Origin of the sequence: Paenibacillus qinlingensis (assembly GCF_013204845.1) — a bacterium.
Lineage (GTDB): Bacteria > Bacillota > Bacilli > Paenibacillales > NBRC-103111 > Paenibacillus_E > Paenibacillus_E qinlingensis.
The window spans coordinates 445,895-466,207 of the sequence record NZ_JABMKY010000003.1 but is presented as its reverse complement, the minus strand read 5'-3'; the positions used below and the strand labels follow the sequence as shown (position 1 = coordinate 466,207).

Below are 20,313 nucleotides of genomic sequence, written 5' to 3'. Positions count from 1 at the left end.
GATCTATTTATTTTTTGAATTTAGCCAGTTTATCTCCAAAACGCTCACCAAGTGTCATGGACAAGCCTTGGTTGCTTAGGGATACGTTTTCGTTACCAGCAATTTCTTTTTGGTGACTAGCGCTGTTACCACGGTCACGATCTCCGCGCGGTTGTCTTTCTCTTTCCGGTTTGCCAGCTGATGACGGCGCCGCTGCACCAGCAGGTGCTTCAGGAGCATCCTCTGTATCTTTAATGCTTAAGCTAACGCGTTTCTCAGCAAGGTTGATTTCCAAGATTTTCACTTGTACTTCTTGGCCTTCTTTCAAAACTTCATGCGGAGTACCGATGTGGCGGTGTGCGATTTGGGAAATGTGAACAAGACCCTCAACACCTGGTGCCACTTCAACGAATGCGCCGAAAGCTGCAAGACGTTTAACTGTACCTGTTACGATATCACCAGCTTTGAAATCACGCTCAACATTGGACCAAGGACCATCTTGCGTAGCTTTGATGCTCAAGCTGATTTTGTCATTGGATGGATCCAACTTAAGGATTTGCACCTTAACTTTGTCTCCTTCTTTAACAACATCGGAAGCTTGTTCAACATGTTGCCAAGCTAGTTCTGAAATATGAACAAGTCCATCAATACCACCGATGTCAACAAATGCACCGAATTGTGTCAAACGTTGTACAGTACCATCTAGTACTTGACCAACTTGAAGACCTTCGATGATTTTTTTCTTGTTCGTTTCGAACTCTTCATCCAAAATATCTTTTTGGGAAAGGATGACTTTGTTTTTCTCGCGATCAATTTCTTTCACACGAAGACGCAATGTGCGGCCTTTGTAGGAAGAGAAATCTTCAACGAATTGACGCTCAACCATGGATGCCGGTACGAAACCACGTACACCAATATCCACAACTAATCCGCCTTTAACTACCTCAGCAACAGCTGCTTCGATAATTTCTTTGCTTTCAAGTTGTCCTTGAAGCGTTTCCCAAGCTTTCTCGTTGTCAACAACACGTTTGGACAATACCAATGTTTCTTTCGCATCATTGATGGAAACGATCTTCAATTCTACTTCTTGGCCAAGCTCGACTGCTTGCGCAGCATCATTCAAGCTTACGGATGAAAGTTCACGAACTGGGATGACGCCATCGTATTTGTAACCGATATCTACGAAAGCTTGATCAGCGTCTACTTTAACGATTTTGCCTTTTACTGTAGCGCCTTTCTTCAACACAGCAACGTTATTAAGCGCGTGCTCTGCTTCTGCTTGTGATACGGCCGTTTCTTGAGCTTCCTGTGATTGATCTTCAACTTTTACTTCATCTGACATGAGATTAGCCTCCTCTATTTACAACCAACAAAAATAATTTATAAGTCACAAAGCAGCAGTCAAGCTCCTACTCTGTTTCAAACACAATAATAAGTTCACAACACTTTATGGTTAGTATAATTCCAAGCTTTCGATTCCATACATTTGTGATTATGCTTTACTAGTAACTGTATGTAGTCGGCGAATTTCTTTCATAATCGCTTCAGTCGCCTGCTCCAGATCCTCTGAGCTACCGCCTTCATAAGCGCTCATATCAAGTGGTTTACCATAAACGATCGTCATTCGACGGAAAAGAGAGTAGGTACCTACGATGGCTACCGGAACAACTGCCGCGCCCGATTTCAATGCCAGACTAGCAGCGCCTTTTTTCCCCATTCCACCCGCATTGCTTCTAGATCCTTCTGGAAAAACACCAAGCATGTTGCCGTCACGCAGCAGCTGCACAGCAAGTCGAATCGACTCTCTGCTTACGCCTCCGCGTTTAACTGGGAATGCGCCTACTTTAGATATGATAGACCCAAGTACTGGTATATCAAACAGCTCCGCCTTGGCCATGAAATGCACCTTGCGGCGCAGTGGTGAACCTAAGAATGGTGGGTCCAAGAAGCTAGTATGATTACCACACAAAACAACTGCACCTTGCGTTGGAACATTTTCCATTCCGATAGCACGCATTCGGAAAAAAACAGTGAAAATAAATCGAAATAAGGCTCTTCCGATGCGATATAGCATCTTTATTTGCCACCTCCGACTTTGTCCTTACAAAGTCCAAGAATTTCGTCCACAACTTCTTCGATCGTCATTGACGTACTGTCCATCAACACGGCATCATGCGCCCTACGCAGTGGTGAAATTTCCCTCGCCTCATCGAATTGATCGCGACGCGCGATATCCTGCTCCAATTCGGAAAGAGTCAGTGAATTCGTACCACTGTTTTCTAATTCCTTGAATCGGCGCTCAGCACGTTCCTTCACACTCGCAGTTAAGAAAACCTTGATTTCTGCATCTGGCATAACATGCGTACCAATGTCACGGCCGTCCATGACTACGCCTTTGGAAACAGTCATTTGCTGCTGAAGTGCCACTAACAAATGACGTACAGCTCCATAGCTGGCAATTTGTGAAACATGTGTCGTTACGTCCGCACTCCGAATCGCTTTCGTCACATCAACACCATCTACGATGACCTGCTGCCCTTCATCTCCAGGGATGAGCTCAATCTGCATACGATTGGCGAGCGTAGCCACTTCTGTTTCTTGCTCAGGTAGCAGCCCTTCTTGCTGTACTTTCCACGTTACTGCTCGATACATGGCTCCTGTATCCACGTAAATAAAACCAAGCGCACCGGCAACTAGCCGTGCTATGGTGCTTTTACCGGCTCCAGCAGGACCATCTATGGCAATATTGAACTTATCCAAGCTGCTGTTCCTCCTAACAATACTTCACAGTACCTTACGAACAAAAAAGCAGGCACTTGCCTGCTAATTACTAGAAATTATACCACACAACATGGTCATATGCAAAACTTGGGTTCTATCCCACCTTGATTTCATACGCTTAAGAGCGTTCTCTTAGAGGGTGTTCCGGTACGATATACGGTTGCCCTTCGAGTGGCTCGACACGAGTGAAATGCTTGCGAATATACGCATTTTGCAATAATGCTTGTACACAAACTAGCAATATAACAACAAAAATCACTGATCTAATAATAACCTTCTCTACTTTCGTAGAAAAGCGTAAAAACAACTGTTCATACGGTTCTGGCTCTTGCTCCTTCGACATGAGATCACACTCCTGCTCGCATCCGATATGCATAGCAGTATACCCTTAGTGATAATCTCTCAATCCCTAGCGTTTACGAAAATCCATTTGTCGCTCAAAGCAAAAACGAATTAGTTTCTGCCGCTCTCTGTCCGCGATATCAGCGAATCGAATCATGACTAATTGTTTCCCCGTCTCGGTAGCTTTCACGCGTACAACTTCTCCAGTAAACGGAATATGCTCGATTGTACCATTCTTGAATGGTGCAAGTACCCAACAAGAAATGATTGCATTTAAACCTATCGGAATATGTCCATCACATATAAATGAAATACCGCCACCGCCAACATCATCGGTCAATCCGATAAACTGGATCTGGTCGTTCAGCTTCACGGCGATTTCTAATTCGGCTAATACGCGAAGGAAATTTCTGCGTTGTATTTGCGTAATGGCGCTTAATTCTGGAAGCCTTAGTTCGATCAAGCGAATAACATCTTCCGTAAAAGCTACAACCTCAGTTGTGAAATAATGTTTCACGCCGCCTTGTCCAAGGAAATGAGCACTAATCTCATCACCTTGATAAAGTTTTTTTAATCGACCTGTCTTTTCATTTAAAGGAATTTCAATGATAATCGCGTTTTCTGTCACATCCGCAATTCTAGACTTATATTCGATTTTGGACTCTTCTTCATCAATACTGTTCATCTGCATATGTAAAATCTGGTTGACCTTAGGAAGCAATTTCCGCACCTCCGCGAAGTATTATGCATCAATTATACCATGACCTCACCATTTAGATAGAAAAAAAAGAAGCAGGATGATATCCTGCCCCTTCTTCCTATGATTTTCCTTTTGCAGCTTCCACTTGATCCTGACGTATTGTCTCTATTTTCTCTTCCATACCCACATCTGCATTCACATAAACACGATAGATATTGTTATTCATCGTTCCGATAAATTCATGACAGAGAACTTCTTCGTCCAGATCATTTTTGATAATCGCAAGTGATTCACCTGTCACTTTCATTTTAGAACTCAGTTGCTTACGTGCTTGGTCTACCGTAATTTTCGGTTGGCCGATCTTGCGTTGCTTTTGTGAATAGATATAATTGGTTGCTTGGAGCCCTGTAACTTCAAGCGTATCTAAAGCAACTTTAACCGTAACTTGTTCCGGATATATGGTGACATTATTTTCTTTCTTTGCAAAAAGAATGGTCGCAGTATTCTGATATTGATCATAACTAATAGCACTTAAATCCTTGTATTCATGAACATCCAGGAATTCGTTCGCCACATCTCTGGCTTGGCGAAGATTAAATTTCGCCGCTGGAACATCACGTGATTTCATAAAATAGATCAGGTGACCTCCTTTTTTGGTAAAATCCATTTGCGTATCGGTTTTCGAGGCATCAGTGCTTGGGATAACAACACTATAACTTTGAAACTCAGGTGCACTTCCGCCGTTCTCAACTACTTTAATGCTACTTGAATCTTTAACGCCAAGGAAATCGATAGCTTTCTTTTTAATTTGATCTGCCGTCATATCATTGCCCGTCAGCATTTTGACATCATTTTTGGAGAATACATTTAAGCTGCCTGTTCCCCAATTCAACTCATCATATCCGCCAACTTGTTTATCCACGATCTTAAACCCATCGATAATCGCATTGTCGTGCATTTCATTCTCGGATGCGAGCGCAGTCTCTACATCCATCCATCGCAAATTATTTGCTATTACTTTATTTTGTACACCCCGAATTTCTTTGGTAATATCAGCCGAATGTGCATACAAGGTGTTCAAAGTATTCATTTCTGCTTCGGTTAAAGGCTGCTTCGTCATATCGCGAACAGACATGCGGTAAGAGAAATTAGCCATATTTGCTAGGAAATCTTCCGTTTTGTTAAAAGGCAGCAGCATTAATGGCAATTGTGTGATGTCGCTCTGTGCTTGACTTGTTAAACGCCAAACATTAACCAACCCTTTCCGATAGGATGGCTCCGAAGTTTCATTTACCGCCAATGTATTGCCTAATTCCGTATGTAGCTTATCCATGTGAAAGGACAGGTCATGAAACGCGCGTTGATACTGATTCTCCGCTTTAATTAATATCGTATTCTTTTCTTGGTGTTCCAAATACCCCCACACAGATGCACCGATTAATGCCAGCAATAGAAATGGAAACATGACGATACTTAATCTTTTATACACAGAACTGCTCCTTTCATACCCAATCTTGCGCTTAGTTTTTACGCGCGGAGGCAGGTTTATGCAGGATTGACATAAAATAAACGGCTACACTTTCCTAGTTGGACGGAGGCGTTTATCATTTAGCACATGCAAAAAAAGGCCTATTCGGAAGAATGGCCTCTTGCTAACTTTCCGTTTCTATTTCAAAATCGTGCTCGTTACTGCATATGCATTGCCGAAATCCAGTTTCAACCTTGTCTTTTTCCTGCTTGCCTCGCAATACGAACTTCTCACCACATAACCGACATCGGATCTTCACTTTCACGCGCGTCGTTAATGACATGTATACCCTCCCGGTCTTTCCCCATTCCATGTAATGGAGTTCAAGAAATATACAGTCATTATGACCCAAATCTTCCCATTTTAATCTTCTCATCTACAGTCACAACGCGTAGAGGAGAATGTGCATTCGCACGATCTACACGCCATATTGACCGTAACCATAAAAAAGTCATAAGCGGAATCATAACCCAAATCCAGTTATTTTTGAATACAAGCAAAATATAATCAAAAGCACCGTGCCAAGCGATTGGCAGCAACAGTGACATCCATAAATACCTATTTTGCTTATGAGGAACGAATTTGGCTTTGCCCATGTAATACCCCATCATGACACCAAATAGAGCGTGTCCCGATACGGGCAATAGCGCACGAAGCATCAATGCCGAGAAAGAAGAAGCGTGTAAGAATGCGTATATAATATTCTCCAATGTTGCAAAGCCAAGACTTACTGCCACCGCATACACAATCCCGTCGTATGGCTCGTCGAAAGCTTCGTGACGGAAAATCAAGTGATACAGTAACAACCACTTCAGAAACTCTTCAATTCCTCCTGAGAGAAAAAAGGATGTCATAATCGTGCCATTGCCGAACTCCTGGATAAATGCGTTCTGTAGAACCATCGTCGGATAAACGAGAAGTACACCGAAGAGAAACATCCGTATCACCAAATGAATAGGTTCTGTTTCGTACCGATCCTTTAGGTAAAAGTAGGCGAGCAATGAGAGACCTGGCGCTATGGCTGCCAATAAAATAGGCACGATATGCATGTTCCAGCTCCCCTCGTAATTTGAAATACATACTTCTATTATAGTCGTTCTGACTAAACATTTCTACGTGTAACATTAACGACCTTAGTTGCGTATTATGGAAAACAAAACAAGCATCCTCAAAAACGGTTGTTTTTGGCAGATGCTTGTTTCATTCTCATGCATTAGGACGCGAGTCCCAATTATTTGAAATGGCGGCAGAGCACCTTAACGGCATCATCTGCAATGATTGTTTTCCCGTATTCCTCAAGAACGGCCAAGGTCACTGAAGAAGCTTCACCGAACTCAGACAAGACCGCGATAAGAGCTTGATACTTGTTCTCCTCAAGATCTACAGGTTCTAGCTGTAAAATATATTTCCCTTTATACGAATAAAGGGTACCGCCTTCCATCAGAAGGGGATTAATTACTTTGGATACACGCAGCAGATCTTCAAAATCACGGAAAGCATAGGAGATTAGATCGCTTTGTTCAAGCGTAACTTCCATTTCGTACACTTCTTCAGCTTCATGATCATCATATGCATCAGAACTCGCATACAAATCAAGCTTGCCTCTAGTTACGATAACAACCATTCCTTGCGCTGGGAGGGCGAATACCTCAACAGCAAGCGGGCCGGACGGGTCAAATCCGAGCTCCGAATAGGCTTGATCCATCATCTCACTAAACAACTCGTGCACTTTCGGAATTTCTCTCCACATGTCGTCTTTTTGAATTCCACGTTCAGTTAAGTCATCGAATGTTAGGAAAATCCGTATCTTATCCTGACTTAAGCGTTCTATTTTCATGATAGGATCCTCCTTTGAGCTCTCCAATTTGGAAAGCTTGCATCGAAAGCATGGTCACCTTATTTCAATCAGAATATGTTAGAAAAATAAAAAGGTGAACCACTAATACATAAATGGACATGCATCCATCTATTGTTTTCACCTATCATGTTAACACTAAATCTTTGTAATTGCACGCTTAAGTTATGTATAAAAAGAAAAAGCACAGCCGGCCCCGTGGGTATGCCAGACTGTGCTGAGCGCTTATCTTTATTGAATTGTTGCGGAGCTTATTTTATTATCCTGCAGGATTTCATTGACTGTTGCCTTTAAACTCGGGTCTTCTTTGACGATTTTCTCTACTTGATTTAAGCCATTTGTACCCGTCGAAGAGAAATTTCGGGCTGTAGATTCTCCAAAAGATTTGCTTGTGAACGTTTCTTTGGCCTTATCCATGACATTGCCCATCGATTGACTAGGTGAGCTAAATGCTGAGAAAAGCATGGATTTGCTTTTACGATTGAGATAAACAACAGCAGCCGCCCCTGCAATGCCACCAAGTATAAATGTTCCTAATTTCATTGGATCTCCCTCCATGATAAGTAGTATGAATCCTTTCTAGGTTGTGCGAGTTTAGAAGCAGACATACGCAACGGAAGAAGGAAAACATAGGAGAATTGACATCTGCGAATTGCAATCTAAATTGTGGTACTATAAGGGATGACCACCATGTAAGGATCCGAGGAGAAGACGAATCATGAAAAAGAAAGCAAGTACACTATTCCTAACAGTCATGCTTCTATTGGCTGCTTGCAGTGCAGATCAAACCGAAACAAGTCCCGCTGCAACTACAAGCGTGACGCCAGTTGTTCAAGCGACACCAAGCCCAAGTGCAACTCCAACACCCACCGCGGCGCCTACACCCACACCTGCACCAACACCTACTGCTCCTGTTCAAGAAGTAGTACAAAAGACTTACCATATGAACAAAAACTATGATATCGTTCCCAACGACCCCAATGGTAATAAAAAAGTCATTTTATTAACCTTTGATGATGGACCCAAAGAACAAGCGATGAATCAATCTCTCATTGATATTTTGAACAAACATAAAGCGAAGGCCATCTTCTTTATGAATGGTTACCGCATTAAGCAGAAGCCTGAGCTCGTTAAACTTGTTCACGAAAGCGGCAATATCATTGGTAATCACGCTTGGGATCATGACAATATGAAAGACATGCCGAATGATAAAATTGACAAACAAGTCGACGATGTTCAAAAAATTGTGAATGAAATTACAGGCCAATCCCCGCAATTTTTCCGTCCACCGTTTGGTTCAGGGAATGATTATTTGAAGTCGAAGATTAAAAACAATAAAATGCTTTACATGACATGGTCGAATGGTTCATTAGATTGGGATATGACGAATAAAAATAATGACTCCAATAAAGTCATTGAGAATGTGATGGGGCAGCTTCATAATGGCAGCAATATCCTCATGCATGAGCTCCCTTGGACGATAACTGCGCTTGATTCACTGCTCACGAAGCTCGAGGAAAAAGGTTACACGTTTGTGGATCCAAACGCCATTGAGTTAGAAATGCGTTAGGAATGAAATAAGAGCCCTACGCTGGCCGCGAATGTTTCAATTCGTGGCAGTGTAGGGCTCATTATATTTTTTACAATGAAGAATTTGAATACCTAATCCCCCAAATAGTTAAACTCACAACTAAAGCGATAAATAACCAAAGTAATGTCATATAAAAAAGATTCGTCCATTTGCCTTGCTCTGAAGGGTGTACGGCTCTCCGCGGCGGTAAATAGGTATCATCCCCTTGATTATCCTCCACGTCAGGATTCGAACGTGAAGCTACTCTTTCTCCAACACTCATGAACCTTGATCTTCCTCCTTGCTAAACCGAAGTATGCAACCCATCACCATATCAATCATAAAGTGAGCAATTATTGGTGTCCATAGGCTTCCCGTATGAAGGTAAATCCAACCTAAGCCATAGCTAATACAGAAAACCATCCCTGTCATGAGCCAGTGCTGTAAATAGCGAACATGAATTGCTGCAAACAAAATACTTGTCCAGTAAGGCCCCCAGGCATGCTGAATCGCACCACGGAATAGCACCTCTTCACAGACAGAAACGATAAATGAAATAAGTGCAATATGCCAAAGGGCCCTATTTCCAAAAATCATTTGATTAATGCCGCCATCATCAGAAACTTCTTTGGGTACCCATCGTGAGATAAGTAGATCAACACCAAGAACAACTACAGCAAATAAACAACCCCAAATGATAACACGCCAACCACCTTGAAATGACAACGAAGAAAGAATCTTTGAATTACTCTGAAATAATAGGATGATAATTCCGATAATAAGCGTAAGCAGTTGTGTAATGTAAAGATTCAGCAATAAAGTCTTGTCATTCAATTCATTGATATCAACTTTCCCAATTCGAAGGTTCTTAAAATCGAATTTTTTCAAAGGAAGCAGCCTCATTTCCTTAAAATATTCCTTTTTCGTGGATATTGACCTATACTAAAACAACTATAAGAGACAACAAGGAGCTTGATTTATGGAGAAGCGTCTTACTCGCACTGATTATTTATTTGCCCTCATGTTCATCTTTATGCTGGTCTGTATCCTTGGCGCTTTTTTCTATGGATTGCGATTAGGACAAACGAAATCCGATTTAAAATATGATAAAATCATGCATGCTGATCAAGCAGCTGTACCCGAAATAGGCGCTTATGACCAACAAGTGCTTGTGTCATATTACCATACCATCTTTTTACCCTTTAGGGAATTTCAGAATAAATGGTTTGAATTATTGACTCAAATTGAAATGGATAACGCCACCGTGGATGCATCTGCAGTTCTCAAAGAGCTAAGTAAAATTGCAGCTGACAAATACAATACGCTTCAAAGTAAAAGCATGCCTGCCTCATCGCCACTGCTCGTGCAATCGCACCAAGGCTATTTGAAAAGCCTAAAGCTTTTCAGCGACGCATTAAGTACTTATCAATCTAAAGCTAATGCACAAAGTCATTCACAGCTGCTAGACGCCATTCAGAAGGATGCGTACTTCCTAGAAGCCAAAACACAAGCCTTAACTGCACAAAAAAATTACTTCGACTCCATCCTAGTCTGGAACGGCACCATGGATCCGGACATCGAATATTTCGACTCTAATAACACAGCCAATCTCGATCAGTGGCGCGCTATGAATTTCAACGTTAAAAACGTATATATTACTGCAAAATTACTGAAAAACAAAGCATTCTCGCCTTTCTATCCGCAGGATTTAACGATAAGGATTGACGAATTCATCGCATCCGGCCAAGCCAAGAAATTAAATGTGAATGATGTGAATCAAACCATGGAATTATTGCTAAGCACAAATGCCGTTCGCACAGGTGACTTTGTCAAAGGTAAAGCAAAATGGTATACCAATGAAACACTGCCTCAATTACCTTTCTTTTCCGATGTAAATTGAGAAAAAAGCTGGTGATTTGGTCCGTGTCGGACAAAGTCATCAGCTTTTTCTTCTTATTAATCGTATTGAAAGCCGCGGAACATACCGATGGCAGCCATTCCGCCATCTACATTAATGACACGCTCAAAACCGTTTTCTTTTAAGTATTCAGCGACACGTAGACTGCGCATCCCATGTGCACATACGATATAAATGTCTTCATCGTCAGGAAGCTCACCCATACGGAGCGGAATTTGCCCCATAGGAATTAATTTGGCTTCTTCCATATGATAGTACTCCCATTCGTGGGGTTCTCTTACATCAATGATAATACTGTTTCCTAGCGTTTTCTGGTCGACAGCTTGTAGGAAAATTTGCGGATAAATGCGGTTAATTTCCATTTGGGTGCTCACTCCCGCTTTCTTAAGTTAAGATCTTAACATTCACTGTACCACACATGAAAATGAGCCTCAAATATCAGCAAAATGTCATTGCATTCTGAACATTCTTGCTATAAAATAAACGAAAAGCTTCTGAATGAGTGTCAATCCGAACATTTATGACTTAAAAGTGAAAATCGTTCGACATGTATTGACACGATTTCGAACGCATGGTAATCTATTAAAAATTCTATATCACAGTACAGCGTTGACGGAGCCAAGCAAATAAAGTAGCTTTCAGAGAACCGATGGTAGGTGAGAATCGGTAGCGAACAAATTGCGGAGCACTCCAGAGTTATTGCATTGAACGGTAGTAGATGCAATCGGGTTAGGAACACGTTACAGTTCCAGGTCGCAAGACCAAATGAGGCTACCCATGCGAATGGGCAGCGAACTAGGGTGGTACCACGAAAGCAATCTCTCGTCCCTTTGGCTACAGGCTAACTGTCTGTATCCGAGGGCTGGGAGTTTTTTTATGTTCAAATCTAAGGAGGAACCGAATTATGTTCAAAGTTCTAGTATCCGATCCAATTAGTGACATGGGAATTCAAATGCTTTATGATGCAGCTGATGTTGAAGTGGTTAAGCAATCTGGTCTATCTGAAGACGAACTCATTGCCATTATCGGTGAGTACGATGCCCTCTTAGTTCGTAGCCAAACCAAAGTAACTGAGAAAATCATGAATGCCGGTACAAAGCTTAAAGTAATTGGCCGCGCAGGCGTTGGTGTTGACAATATTGATTTGGAAGCAGCAACAAAACGCGGAATTATCGTTATCAATGCGCCTGACGGTAATACAATTGCCACGTGTGAGCTTACATTTGCCATGATGATGGCAACAGCTCGTATGATTCCACAAGCGTACAAGAAAACAGTTGGCGGCGAATGGGATCGTAAATTCATCGGCGTTGAGCTTCGCAACAAAACACTCGGTATTCTCGGTATGGGACGTATCGGTAGTGAAGTCGCGAAACGCGCGAAAGTATTCGGCATGGAAGTTATCGGCTATGATCCGTTCTTGACAGAAGAGCGCGCTGAGAAAATGGGCGTAAAACTAGGTACAGTTAACGAAATTGCTGCACAAGCAGATTTCATTACTGTTCATACGCCACTTACACCAGAAACGCGTCACCTGATCGCGAAACCACAATTTGAATTAATGAAACCAGGCATTCGCATCATCAACTGTGCGCGCGGTGGGATTATTGATGAACTAGCGTTGGTTGAAGCAATTGATCAAGGAATCGTTGCGGGTGCAGCTTTCGACGTATTCGAAGTCGAGCCGCCAGCGAAGGATCACCCTTTCTTAACCAATCCGAAAGTAATTGTAACACCTCATCTTGGTGCATCAACAATTGAAGCACAAGAAAACGTAGCAATCGACGTATCCGAGGAAGTTCTTCATATTCTACGTAATGAGCCATTTAAGAATGCCGTAAACATGCCGCCAGTTCCTGCAGACGTATTAAACAAACTGCAACCTTACTTCAGTCTTGGTGAAAAAATCGGTTCTGTCCTTGGACAAATCGCTCAAGGTGCTGTATCTGAAATCGTAGTTAACTATGCAGGCGACTTAATGGATGTCGATACAAGCCCATTAACACGCTACATTGTAAAAGGTATTTTCCAAAATCAATTGGAATCCATCAACATCATTAATGCCATGCATTTGGCTAAATCACGCGGTGTTAACATCGTCGTACAAACATCCAATGCTTCGAATAGCTTCACAAACCTTGTAACAGTGACAGTTAAAACGAAACAAGAGGAAAAAACACTTGCTGGAACATTACTTGCTGGCTTTGGAGAGCGCATCGTGCGTATCGATCAATATCCAGTTGACTTCGCAGCCGAGGGTAACTTGTTGTTAATTTCCCACAACGATAAACCAGGTATTATCGGACGCGTTGGAACACTACTTGGAAGTAATCAAGTCAATATTGCGACTATGCAAGTTGGTCGTAAAGTCATCGGCGGTTCCGCCATCATGGTCTTAACGATTGATAAGACAGCTCCTGCTGAAGTATTAGCCGATCTTACTAACCAAGATGAAATTGTAAATGTTCGTGCACTAACGCTTTAATAAGCACAAATTGTTTCACGAACAACAAGATTTTATCTGAATATTCTACAAATAAAGGCGAATGCCGAGTGATAACTCAGCATTCGCCTTTTCTTATGTGTCGAAATTCGCACAATTTTCTGTTTATTTATGTTCACAAGGTAAGAAGATCGTAAATGTACTTCCTTGCCCCCATGTACTTTGTACCGTTACAGTGCCGTGATGGGAATCAATAATATTTTTGACGATCGCCAGACCAAGTCCAGTTCCCCCAGAAGATCCACGTGTACGCGCTTTGTCCGCCTTGTAGAAGCGTTCAAAAATGAATGGCAGATCCTCTGCAGGGATCCCCTGCCCCTCATCGGCAATCTCGATCCGGATTGCGGGCCGATCCTTGGAGAGGCACGCCTCCGCCTTCAAGGCGATATTCGCCCCCGCAGGCGTATGGCGGAACGCATTGTCGAGCAGGTTCGTTAGCACCTGCTCCAGACGATCCTCATCCGCACGCCGCAGGATGAGCGGCTCTTCCGGCAGCATCACGCTTAGCGCGATGCCGCGCTCTTTGGCCAGCACCGCGAATTTGCGGTGCATGCGCCTCACCAGGGAGTCGACTTCGACCTCCCTGAAGGAAAGTTCGAGATGGCCGGCTTCCATCCGCGCCAGATCGAGCAGGTCACGGACGAGGCGCCCCATGCGGAGCGACTCGTCGTGGATGACCTGCACCAGCTCCACGCGCTCTTCAGGCGTGGAGGGAATATCGTCCAGCAGGGCTTCACTGTAGCCCTGCAGCATCGAGATGGGCGTACGCAGCTCATGCGAGACGTTCGCCACAAAGTCCTTGCGCAGCTTATCCAGACGTTCCTCCTCCGTCACATCACGGAGAACGGCCACAGCGCCGCGCACTTGATCTCTGGAGTAAAGTGGCGTCATCGCCACGGACCACACGCCATTTTGCACATGAAGCTTAGTAGCGGCTTCTGCTGACTCATCGACAACCGCTTCAAATAACGGAATCAACGGTACAGGGATTGGCATTGAGTTTGGATTGTTGAAGCTCATGAGTCCCCAATCGCCAAGTGCAGTATCCGGTTTCGGGAATCGTCTTGGCTCTCCCTCATCATCAGACCACTCAATGGTGCTCCACTCTTCAACGATTTTCTCCCCTTGCGGGTTGCTTAACATCACAGAACCATTTACATCAAGAGTGATCACTGCATCCGTCATACTTCGTAGAATGCTTGATAAATGTTCTTTCTCCTGACTGAGAGCATGGATACTTTCCTGCACTTTTTCGCCCATGTGATTGAACGTTTTGGCAAGCTCACCAATCTCATCTTTGGAAAGAATGGGGACACGTGTACCATATTCCCCATGCGTAATAAAATCAGCTGCTTTCTTCAGTTGCTGCAGCGGTCTCGTAATTTGTGAGAACAAGAAGAAAGCGAAGAAGGTTGTCATGAGAAAACCAACAATGGACACATAAACAAACAATCTTAACATATACGATTGTGTCGCTTCTAACGACTGAAGGGATTGATACAACAATGTTGCCCCTACAATAGCCCCCTCCAAATTGAAAAGAGGAACGGCCACAACGAGGTATTCCGCTTCTGCATCAAAGCGGCCTGTGCGCGATTTATTTACTTGCTTATCTTTCGTTTGGCCGGCAAATACAGGCTTCAGTTCATCTTCTGTATAGAAATCAGACACATGGAATTCGGCTAACTGACTCCCGTTGGTTCGCGGGATGGCCATTTCCTTCATATCCGTAGAGATCACAAGCATTCTTGAATCTTGAAAACTCAGCAGTTCATTACTTAGTTGATAGAATTGCTCGTTGTACATGTGCGTCGTTGCTTCTTCTGAAAACTTGAGCGCCATTTCTTTCATATTCTCGCGCTGATCCGTTGCTTGCGCGAAATAATTTTCCATATAATTGACAAGAAAAAAGCCCAGTATGAGCAAGACAACCCCAACTAGGCCTATAATTGTTAACCATAGCTTACCTACGACACTTCTGAAAATAAACACTTATTTAGGCACCTCTAGCTTGTAGCCTACACCCCATACTGTCGTAATCATTGCTGCAGCATCCGGGGATACTTTGTTTAATTTCTCACGAAGTCGTTTTACGTGCGTATCTACGGTCCGTAAGTCACCGAAAAACTCGTAGTTCCAAACATCCTTGAGAAGTTCCTCACGAGAGAAAACTTTATCAGGCGAAACAGCCAAGTAATGAAGCAATTCATATTCCTTCGGCGTAAGAGCAACTTCTTGACCACCAGCCGTCACACGATGTGCGTCATGCTCAATAATCAAATTCGGGAATACGATATTATTACTGGAACTTGCATCTTTGGATAGATAAGCAGTCGCTGAGGAGCGGCGAAGGATGGCTTTCACACGATAAATCACCTCTCGAGGTGAGAACGGTTTGACGACATAGTCATCCGCCCCCACTTCAAATCCACTCACACGATTCGTCTCTTCACCCTTCGCAGTCAACATGATGACTGGCGTGGACTTCACTTGACGAAGGCGTGCACACACTTCAATACCATCGATGCCAGGCAGCATCACATCAAGCAAGATCAGATCGAAATCGGTTTCAGTAGACATCCGCAATGCGGATTCACCGTCTTCTGCTTCTTCAATCAGATAACCTTCTTTTTCTAAATACATGCGGAGCAATCGGCGAATACGTTCTTCATCATCAACAACGAGTATACTTGGCTTCAATTCCATTAGAGCGTCACATCCTCTATTAATGTACGTACTTGAATTTAAACACCTGCATAGGAGTGCAGTCCTGCTATGACTAAGTTCACACCCACTAATGTAAACATAACTACGATAAATCCAATTACAGTTAACCATGCAGATTTCTTACCTTGCCAACCTTTTGAAAGTCGAAGATGAAGGAATACAGCATAGAATAACCATGTAATCAAAGCCCATACTTCCTTCGGATCCCATCCCCAGAAACGGCCCCACGCTTCCTGAGCCCAAATCATCGCGAAGATAAGTGCCCCCAGTGTAAAGATCGGATAGCCAATCGCAATAGCGCGATAACTGATTTCATCCAGATCTTCCGCATCCATTCCTTTTACAATCGGACCAATCGCTGCGCCTAATGGTTTACGAGCCACTAGACGTGCTAGTCCATATAGGATTAAACCGCCGAGAATGGACCAAATGACAGTGTTTAATTTACGACCAGCACTAGCCCCTTCCATCCAAGATGGTGCTGTAAATAAGGGCTCAGACATGCCAAGGAATGACTTCATCTCTACGACTTTCGTATCATACGGCTGTACAATTGGAGGAAGTACGTAGGTTTCTGTCGTATGATTCGTTTCCTGTACACCCTGTGCATTCGTAAAAATGACATCTTTGGAGAATACAGCTTTGTAACCTGAACCATTGAATGTAAAAATGGAGGCAATAAATGCTACGAGCATAAGAATAAAGAATAAGGTCAACTCAACACCTTTTTGTTCCTTCTTATCATTCTTCGTCGTCCCTGTATAGTCAACGGCTCGGAGCAGATACATTAATCCACCTGCAAAACCAACGGCGAAGAACGCTTCTCCAGTAGCTGCAGTAGTCACGTGAATCTTCAACCAGTAACTCTGCAACGCAGGAATCAACGGCTGTACCTCACTTGGGAAAACGGAAGCATAGGCAATGATGATAAACCCGATCGGTAGTGCGAAGACGCCTAGTACAGGTGTCCGATAGATGAGATACACGATCAAGAAGGCACACATGATCATCATCCCTAAGAATGTCATAAATTCATACATATTGGATGTTGGGATATGATCTCCTTCCGCCCATCGTGTGAAGAAGAACGTCACATGACAAGCGAACCCGACAACCGATGTAATAAAAGCCACAAAGCCCCATTGCCTTGTATGATCTTCCGGCTTCCGGTTGCTCCACCTTTTACCTGTAATCGAAAGAACAAACAGGAAGAATGCGAGCAAATATACAAAAAAAGCGATGAGTAGAAAGGTACTGCTGACAGAGTTTACATTCACCCCTGGTTTCCTCCATTTGCTAATGTTTTCGGTAAAACATCCAGATCATTTTTATTGAGCGCTGCGGCAACTTCATTACGAAGCCCGAACCAGTTCTTATTCGTATGGCCGCCGAGCGTCAACTTGCCTCCATCAATTCGAATCCAAATGCGTCGATGCTGCCAATAGAAGCCCATAATAACACCGATCATAAAGATCGCGGATCCAACCCAGATATATGGCATTGCTTTATCCACTCGAATGTTCAAATAGGTCGTATAATTGGCAAACTGAACGCCTTCCATAGTGCCGACCGCAATCTTCAATTTCTGGCTAATCGCACCGTTAATGGTATCTTGCGAGAAAGTTTCCTTATCAATTTGTCTTGGGAAATACAGATAAGGTTCTCCTTTTTCAGCTAGCCCCGGTCCAGTTATATTAAAAATAAAGGCTGGTGCTTTGGGCTCATTCGATTTGGAGATCGGTTGCCCCTTCTCTATGCCAAACTCCGGGAAGAAACCTTTTAGCGTAAGTGTATATGCACCTACCGTATACGATTCTTTCGGGTTATTCATAGGTAATTCAAAGCTCCCATAAGTCTCACCTGTAGTTGGATTGCTTAATGTAGGCTTTACAGAGATCAGTAGCGGTGTAGCTTTATAATCAAACTGATACGCTTGTAGTCCTTTGTAATCCAATGGATGATTCACAATGATATTGGCCTTATGAACTTCCTCAAGTACTGGCGCTTGTGACGCCCCATCCCCGCAATTCGCGGTGCAATGATACAAGACAGCTTGCGTTTCATACGTCTTCGGAACAATCTGACCTTTGGCTTTAATGCTTTCGGGAAGCTCTTGTTCATCGTACAACGTGAGTGTAAATTTCTCATTCTTGATGTAATACGACGTATGCGGGATTGGCTTAGTTTCGCCTTCAAGGATACTCATGTATTGATCCATATGCCATCCGGGAATACCGCGCATTAGCACACCAATTAAGAAGATAATGAGTCCAATATGATTGATATAGGGACCCCAGCGGCTAAAGCGGTATTTTTCGGCAAGAAGTGCGGAGCCATCGGTATGTACGCGGTAATTCTTTTTACGCAGGAGTGTGCCCAGTTTATTGGTCCAAGCGATTTCATCCGTTCCTGCTGGCAAATCTGTAACAAGTGTGACATTTTGTCTAGTTAAGAAATTGATATGCTTACGGATTTGCTGCTTGGACAAGGCCCTATATAAGGGAAGAACACGATCCAAACTACAAATGACAAGTGAAGTTCCTATCATGAATAGTAACGTGATAAACCACCATGAACTGAAGGTATGAGAAAAACCAAGAGCATGATAAATATTTCCTAGTGTTCCGTAGTTTTCGCTGTAATATTGAGATGGATCCATGTCCAAAAATGTATTCTCTTGCGGGAATATCGTACCTACAGCTGAAGCCAATGTAGTGATGAAAATGATCCATACGGCTATTTTGACTGAGGAGAAGAAATTCCAGACTTTATCGAGCACAGAAGGATTTGATTTCTGAGAACGTCTGGCCATGCCATCATAGCGCATTTCCAGAATGTCTCTGCCATCGGTATCGATCAGCGGATTACCACAGGATTCACACAGCGTTGTGCCTGTGGGGTTCTGATGTCCGCAATCGCATTTGGTATTGTAGAACATGATGACCTCCTAAAAACGTTGAACATGCGTACGATTTCCTATTTACGACTTGGTCACCAAACTAGAAATCGTCTCATTGATATAAGACTCATCCATTTGGCCAATTCTTTTCACCGCAATTTTGCCATCGGTCCCTATGAAAAAGGTTGTTGGATAGTCCATAACGCCATATAATTTTCTAACAACTTCATTGGCATCCAGCAGCACCGGCATATTTAACTTGTATTGCTCCATGAATCCTTGCACTGTTACTTTATTCTTGTCCACATTCACTTCTAAAAAGACAACACCCTGGCTCTTCCACTTATCGTATTGCTTCTGGAGATCAGGCATCTCTTCTTTACAAGGTGGACAAAACGTGCCCCAGAAATTCACCAGCACAACCTTCCCCTTATAATCAGAGAGTTCGTGCGTTTTACCATCTAATCCAACCAAGGAGAAATTAGTCGCTTTCTCCCCTTGCTGCGGGTATTTCTTACTTGCTGAAGCAGACAAATTTGTAATAATCGTAAACACACCAATAATGAGCACGATTGCAAAGATCCCAATCTGTACCCACTTCTTATTACGACCCACTGATAATCACCTTCGCTTTGTCGACAATGTTAGTTTTGGCATATCGATTTATACCCTTATTATAACGAAAAGAAGGCCAATTCTTATTGGCCTTTTTGAACGTTATGTGTCCTTAGAGCTTCGTTCCTAAGCTCTTCAACCTCTTTGGGCGTCAAGTGGCGATACTTCGCTCTTGCCAGACCCGTTAAGAAGATGGGACCGAATTTAATCCGCTTTAATTTGATAACGGGGAATGAAATCGCCTCAAACATCCGTCTAACTTGGCGGTTTCTTCCTTCATAGATGGTGATCTGAATGACGGACTCATTCTTCTCCATATTCACATCTGCATACTCGACCTCAGCAGGTGCTGTCATGCCGTCTTCTAACTGTATGCCCATTTTGAGCTTATCTAATAACGTGCCATGCGGCACTCCCTTGACAGTCGCTTGATACGTCTTCGGAACATGATGCTTCGGATGCGTAAGCAAATGGGCAAACTCACCGTCATTTGTTAGAATGAGCAGGCCTTCTGTATCATAATCTAGTCGACCGACCGGATATACACGTTCTCTGATCCCTGGCAAGAAATCAGTAACGACCTTACGGCCTTCAGGATCCGTTGCACTCGTAATAACCCCTTTGGGCTTATTTAAAATGACATAGATCTTCTTCTGTTGACCTATAGCACGTCCATCAACCCTAATTTCATCTTCGGCTGTATTCACTTTCACACCCAGCGTCGTGACGACTTCACCGTTCACTTGCACGCGTCCCGCTGTAATGATTTCTTCACATTTCCGGCGGGATGCGATCCCAGCTTCGGCTAATACCTTTTGCAGTCTTTCCATTATCCGCTTTCACCTCAAGCTAATGATAACGGACTTAACCACAAATCTCAAGCGGCAACCCACAAT

Annotated in this window: 22 protein-coding genes and 1 other annotated feature; of the genes, 3 read left to right on the top strand and 19 right to left on the bottom strand. The window is 43.2% G+C overall.

Features of this window, described 5'->3' with window-relative positions; translation table 11 throughout:
- Positions 1-7: 7 nt before the first annotated feature.
- From rpsA to HQN88_RS08815, 10 genes are all read right to left on the bottom strand, one after another.
- On the bottom strand, positions 8-1,321 hold the full coding sequence (gene rpsA, locus HQN88_RS08860) for a 30S ribosomal protein S1 (protein ID WP_173110161.1): 1,314 nt from the start codon (positions 1,319-1,321) through the stop codon (positions 8-10).
- A 150-nt stretch (positions 1,322-1,471) separates the two neighbouring features.
- On the bottom strand, positions 1,472-2,053 hold the full coding sequence (locus tag HQN88_RS08855) for a lysophospholipid acyltransferase family protein (protein WP_056614442.1): 582 nt from the start codon (positions 2,051-2,053) through the stop codon (positions 1,472-1,474).
- 2 nt (positions 2,054-2,055) lie between these two features.
- A complete protein-coding gene (gene cmk, locus HQN88_RS08850; protein ID WP_173110159.1) occupies positions 2,056-2,739 on the bottom strand; it encodes a (d)CMP kinase in 684 nt (227 codons plus the stop codon).
- A 139-nt stretch (positions 2,740-2,878) separates the two neighbouring features.
- Complete coding sequence (locus HQN88_RS08845) at positions 2,879-3,103, bottom strand: hypothetical protein (RefSeq protein ID WP_173110157.1); 225 nt, start codon at positions 3,101-3,103, stop codon at positions 2,879-2,881.
- 66 nt (positions 3,104-3,169) lie between these two features.
- Complete coding sequence (locus HQN88_RS08840) at positions 3,170-3,832, bottom strand: flagellar brake protein (protein ID WP_337995176.1); 663 nt, start codon at positions 3,830-3,832, stop codon at positions 3,170-3,172.
- Between the two features lie 88 nt (positions 3,833-3,920).
- Complete coding sequence (gene ypeB / locus HQN88_RS08835; RefSeq protein WP_173110153.1) at positions 3,921-5,291, bottom strand: germination protein YpeB; 1,371 nt, start codon at positions 5,289-5,291, stop codon at positions 3,921-3,923.
- Between the two features lie 163 nt (positions 5,292-5,454).
- Entirely contained in the window at positions 5,455-5,613 is a 159-nt protein-coding gene (locus HQN88_RS08830; protein WP_173110151.1) for a hypothetical protein, read from the bottom strand.
- Positions 5,614-5,671: 58 nt separating this feature from the next.
- Positions 5,672-6,379 carry a glutamic-type intramembrane protease PrsW gene (gene prsW, locus HQN88_RS08825; RefSeq protein WP_173110149.1) on the bottom strand — a complete coding sequence of 236 codons (708 nt, stop codon included), beginning with the start codon at positions 6,377-6,379 and terminating at the stop codon, positions 5,672-5,674.
- Positions 6,380-6,561: 182 nt separating this feature from the next.
- On the bottom strand, positions 6,562-7,167 hold the full coding sequence (locus HQN88_RS08820; protein WP_056614457.1) for a genetic competence negative regulator: 606 nt from the start codon (positions 7,165-7,167) through the stop codon (positions 6,562-6,564).
- A 249-nt stretch (positions 7,168-7,416) separates the two neighbouring features.
- On the bottom strand, positions 7,417-7,728 hold the full coding sequence (locus HQN88_RS08815) for a hypothetical protein (RefSeq protein ID WP_173110147.1): 312 nt from the start codon (positions 7,726-7,728) through the stop codon (positions 7,417-7,419).
- 175 nt (positions 7,729-7,903) lie between these two features.
- Here HQN88_RS08815 and HQN88_RS08810 point away from each other — a divergent pair, with 175 nt between their 5' ends.
- Positions 7,904-8,755 (top strand): polysaccharide deacetylase family protein, encoded by an 852-nt coding sequence (locus tag HQN88_RS08810; RefSeq protein ID WP_173110145.1) that lies wholly within the window; start codon positions 7,904-7,906, stop codon positions 8,753-8,755.
- Between the two features lie 70 nt (positions 8,756-8,825).
- Here the strand turns inward: HQN88_RS08810 and HQN88_RS08805 are convergent, their stop codons facing one another.
- Entirely contained in the window at positions 8,826-9,038 is a 213-nt protein-coding gene (locus tag HQN88_RS08805) for a hypothetical protein (protein WP_173110143.1), read from the bottom strand.
- The gene (locus HQN88_RS08800) at positions 9,035-9,643 is read right to left on the bottom strand and encodes a CPBP family intramembrane glutamic endopeptidase (RefSeq protein ID WP_173110141.1); all 609 of its coding nucleotides are present in this window, start codon (positions 9,641-9,643) and stop codon (positions 9,035-9,037) included. The genes HQN88_RS08805 and HQN88_RS08800 overlap by 4 nt, the downstream gene beginning before the upstream one ends.
- Positions 9,644-9,734: 91 nt before the next feature.
- On the opposite strand from HQN88_RS08800, the gene HQN88_RS08795 reads away from it, so the two are divergent.
- Positions 9,735-10,655: a hypothetical protein gene (locus HQN88_RS08795; protein WP_173110139.1), complete on the top strand. Its 921-nt coding sequence runs from the start codon at positions 9,735-9,737 to the stop codon at positions 10,653-10,655.
- A 56-nt stretch (positions 10,656-10,711) separates the two neighbouring features.
- Here the strand turns inward: HQN88_RS08795 and HQN88_RS08790 are convergent, their stop codons facing one another.
- A complete protein-coding gene (locus tag HQN88_RS08790; protein ID WP_173110137.1) occupies positions 10,712-11,035 on the bottom strand; it encodes a rhodanese-like domain-containing protein in 324 nt (107 codons plus the stop codon).
- A gap of 238 nt (positions 11,036-11,273) precedes the next feature.
- Positions 11,274-11,506, top strand: a binding site (T-box leader).
- 71 nt (positions 11,507-11,577) lie between these two features.
- Between HQN88_RS08790 and serA the strand changes: the two genes are divergently transcribed.
- A complete protein-coding gene (gene serA, locus HQN88_RS08785; protein WP_173110135.1) occupies positions 11,578-13,158 on the top strand; it encodes a phosphoglycerate dehydrogenase in 1,581 nt (526 codons plus the stop codon).
- A 123-nt stretch (positions 13,159-13,281) separates the two neighbouring features.
- Here the strand turns inward: serA and HQN88_RS08780 are convergent, their stop codons facing one another.
- The 6 genes from HQN88_RS08780 to HQN88_RS08755 form a co-directional block, all read right to left on the bottom strand.
- Complete coding sequence (locus HQN88_RS08780) at positions 13,282-15,168, bottom strand: sensor histidine kinase (protein ID WP_173110133.1); 1,887 nt, start codon at positions 15,166-15,168, stop codon at positions 13,282-13,284.
- A complete protein-coding gene (locus tag HQN88_RS08775) occupies positions 15,169-15,882 on the bottom strand; it encodes a response regulator transcription factor (RefSeq protein ID WP_173110131.1) in 714 nt (237 codons plus the stop codon). It abuts the gene before it with no gap.
- A 38-nt stretch (positions 15,883-15,920) separates the two neighbouring features.
- A complete protein-coding gene (ccsA, locus tag HQN88_RS08770; protein ID WP_173110129.1) occupies positions 15,921-17,180 on the bottom strand; it encodes a cytochrome c biogenesis protein CcsA in 1,260 nt (419 codons plus the stop codon).
- The gene (gene resB / locus HQN88_RS08765; protein ID WP_173110121.1) at positions 17,177-18,841 is read right to left on the bottom strand and encodes a cytochrome c biogenesis protein ResB; all 1,665 of its coding nucleotides are present in this window, start codon (positions 18,839-18,841) and stop codon (positions 17,177-17,179) included. Before resB ends, ccsA begins: the two co-directional genes overlap by 4 nt.
- A 42-nt stretch (positions 18,842-18,883) precedes the next feature.
- A complete protein-coding gene (locus HQN88_RS08760; protein WP_173110119.1) occupies positions 18,884-19,417 on the bottom strand; it encodes a redoxin domain-containing protein in 534 nt (177 codons plus the stop codon).
- Positions 19,418-19,500: 83 nt separating this feature from the next.
- Entirely contained in the window at positions 19,501-20,247 is a 747-nt protein-coding gene (locus HQN88_RS08755; protein ID WP_056614495.1) for a pseudouridine synthase, read from the bottom strand.
- Positions 20,248-20,313: the final 66 nt, after the last annotated feature.

What these genes read in the sequence shown, in the direction of transcription:
- rpsA (WP_173110161.1), bottom strand. Translation starts at nt 1,321, where the DNA reads ATGTCAGATGAAGTAAAAGTTGAAGATCAATCACAGGAAGCTCAAGAA.
- HQN88_RS08855 (WP_056614442.1), bottom strand. Translation starts at nt 2,053, where the DNA reads ATGCTATATCGCATCGGAAGAGCCTTATTTCGATTTATTTTCACTGTT.
- HQN88_RS08845 (WP_173110157.1), bottom strand. Translation starts at nt 3,103, where the DNA reads ATGTCGAAGGAGCAAGAGCCAGAACCGTATGAACAGTTGTTTTTACGC.
- HQN88_RS08830 (WP_173110151.1), bottom strand. Translation starts at nt 5,613, where the DNA reads ATGTCATTAACGACGCGCGTGAAAGTGAAGATCCGATGTCGGTTATGT.
- prsW (WP_173110149.1), bottom strand. Translation starts at nt 6,379, where the DNA reads ATGCATATCGTGCCTATTTTATTGGCAGCCATAGCGCCAGGTCTCTCA.
- HQN88_RS08820 (WP_056614457.1), bottom strand. Translation starts at nt 7,167, where the DNA reads ATGAAAATAGAACGCTTAAGTCAGGATAAGATACGGATTTTCCTAACA.
- HQN88_RS08815 (WP_173110147.1), bottom strand. Translation starts at nt 7,728, where the DNA reads ATGAAATTAGGAACATTTATACTTGGTGGCATTGCAGGGGCGGCTGCT.
- HQN88_RS08810 (WP_173110145.1), top strand. Translation starts at nt 7,904, where the DNA reads ATGAAAAAGAAAGCAAGTACACTATTCCTAACAGTCATGCTTCTATTG.
- HQN88_RS08805 (WP_173110143.1), bottom strand. Translation starts at nt 9,038, where the DNA reads ATGAGTGTTGGAGAAAGAGTAGCTTCACGTTCGAATCCTGACGTGGAG.
- HQN88_RS08795 (WP_173110139.1), top strand. Translation starts at nt 9,735, where the DNA reads ATGGAGAAGCGTCTTACTCGCACTGATTATTTATTTGCCCTCATGTTC.
- HQN88_RS08790 (WP_173110137.1), bottom strand. Translation starts at nt 11,035, where the DNA reads ATGGAAATTAACCGCATTTATCCGCAAATTTTCCTACAAGCTGTCGAC.
- serA (WP_173110135.1), top strand. Translation starts at nt 11,578, where the DNA reads ATGTTCAAAGTTCTAGTATCCGATCCAATTAGTGACATGGGAATTCAA.
- HQN88_RS08775 (WP_173110131.1), bottom strand. Translation starts at nt 15,882, where the DNA reads ATGGAATTGAAGCCAAGTATACTCGTTGTTGATGATGAAGAACGTATT.
- resB (WP_173110121.1), bottom strand. Translation starts at nt 18,841, where the DNA reads ATGTTCTACAATACCAAATGCGATTGCGGACATCAGAACCCCACAGGC.
- HQN88_RS08755 (WP_056614495.1), bottom strand. Translation starts at nt 20,247, where the DNA reads ATGGAAAGACTGCAAAAGGTATTAGCCGAAGCTGGGATCGCATCCCGC.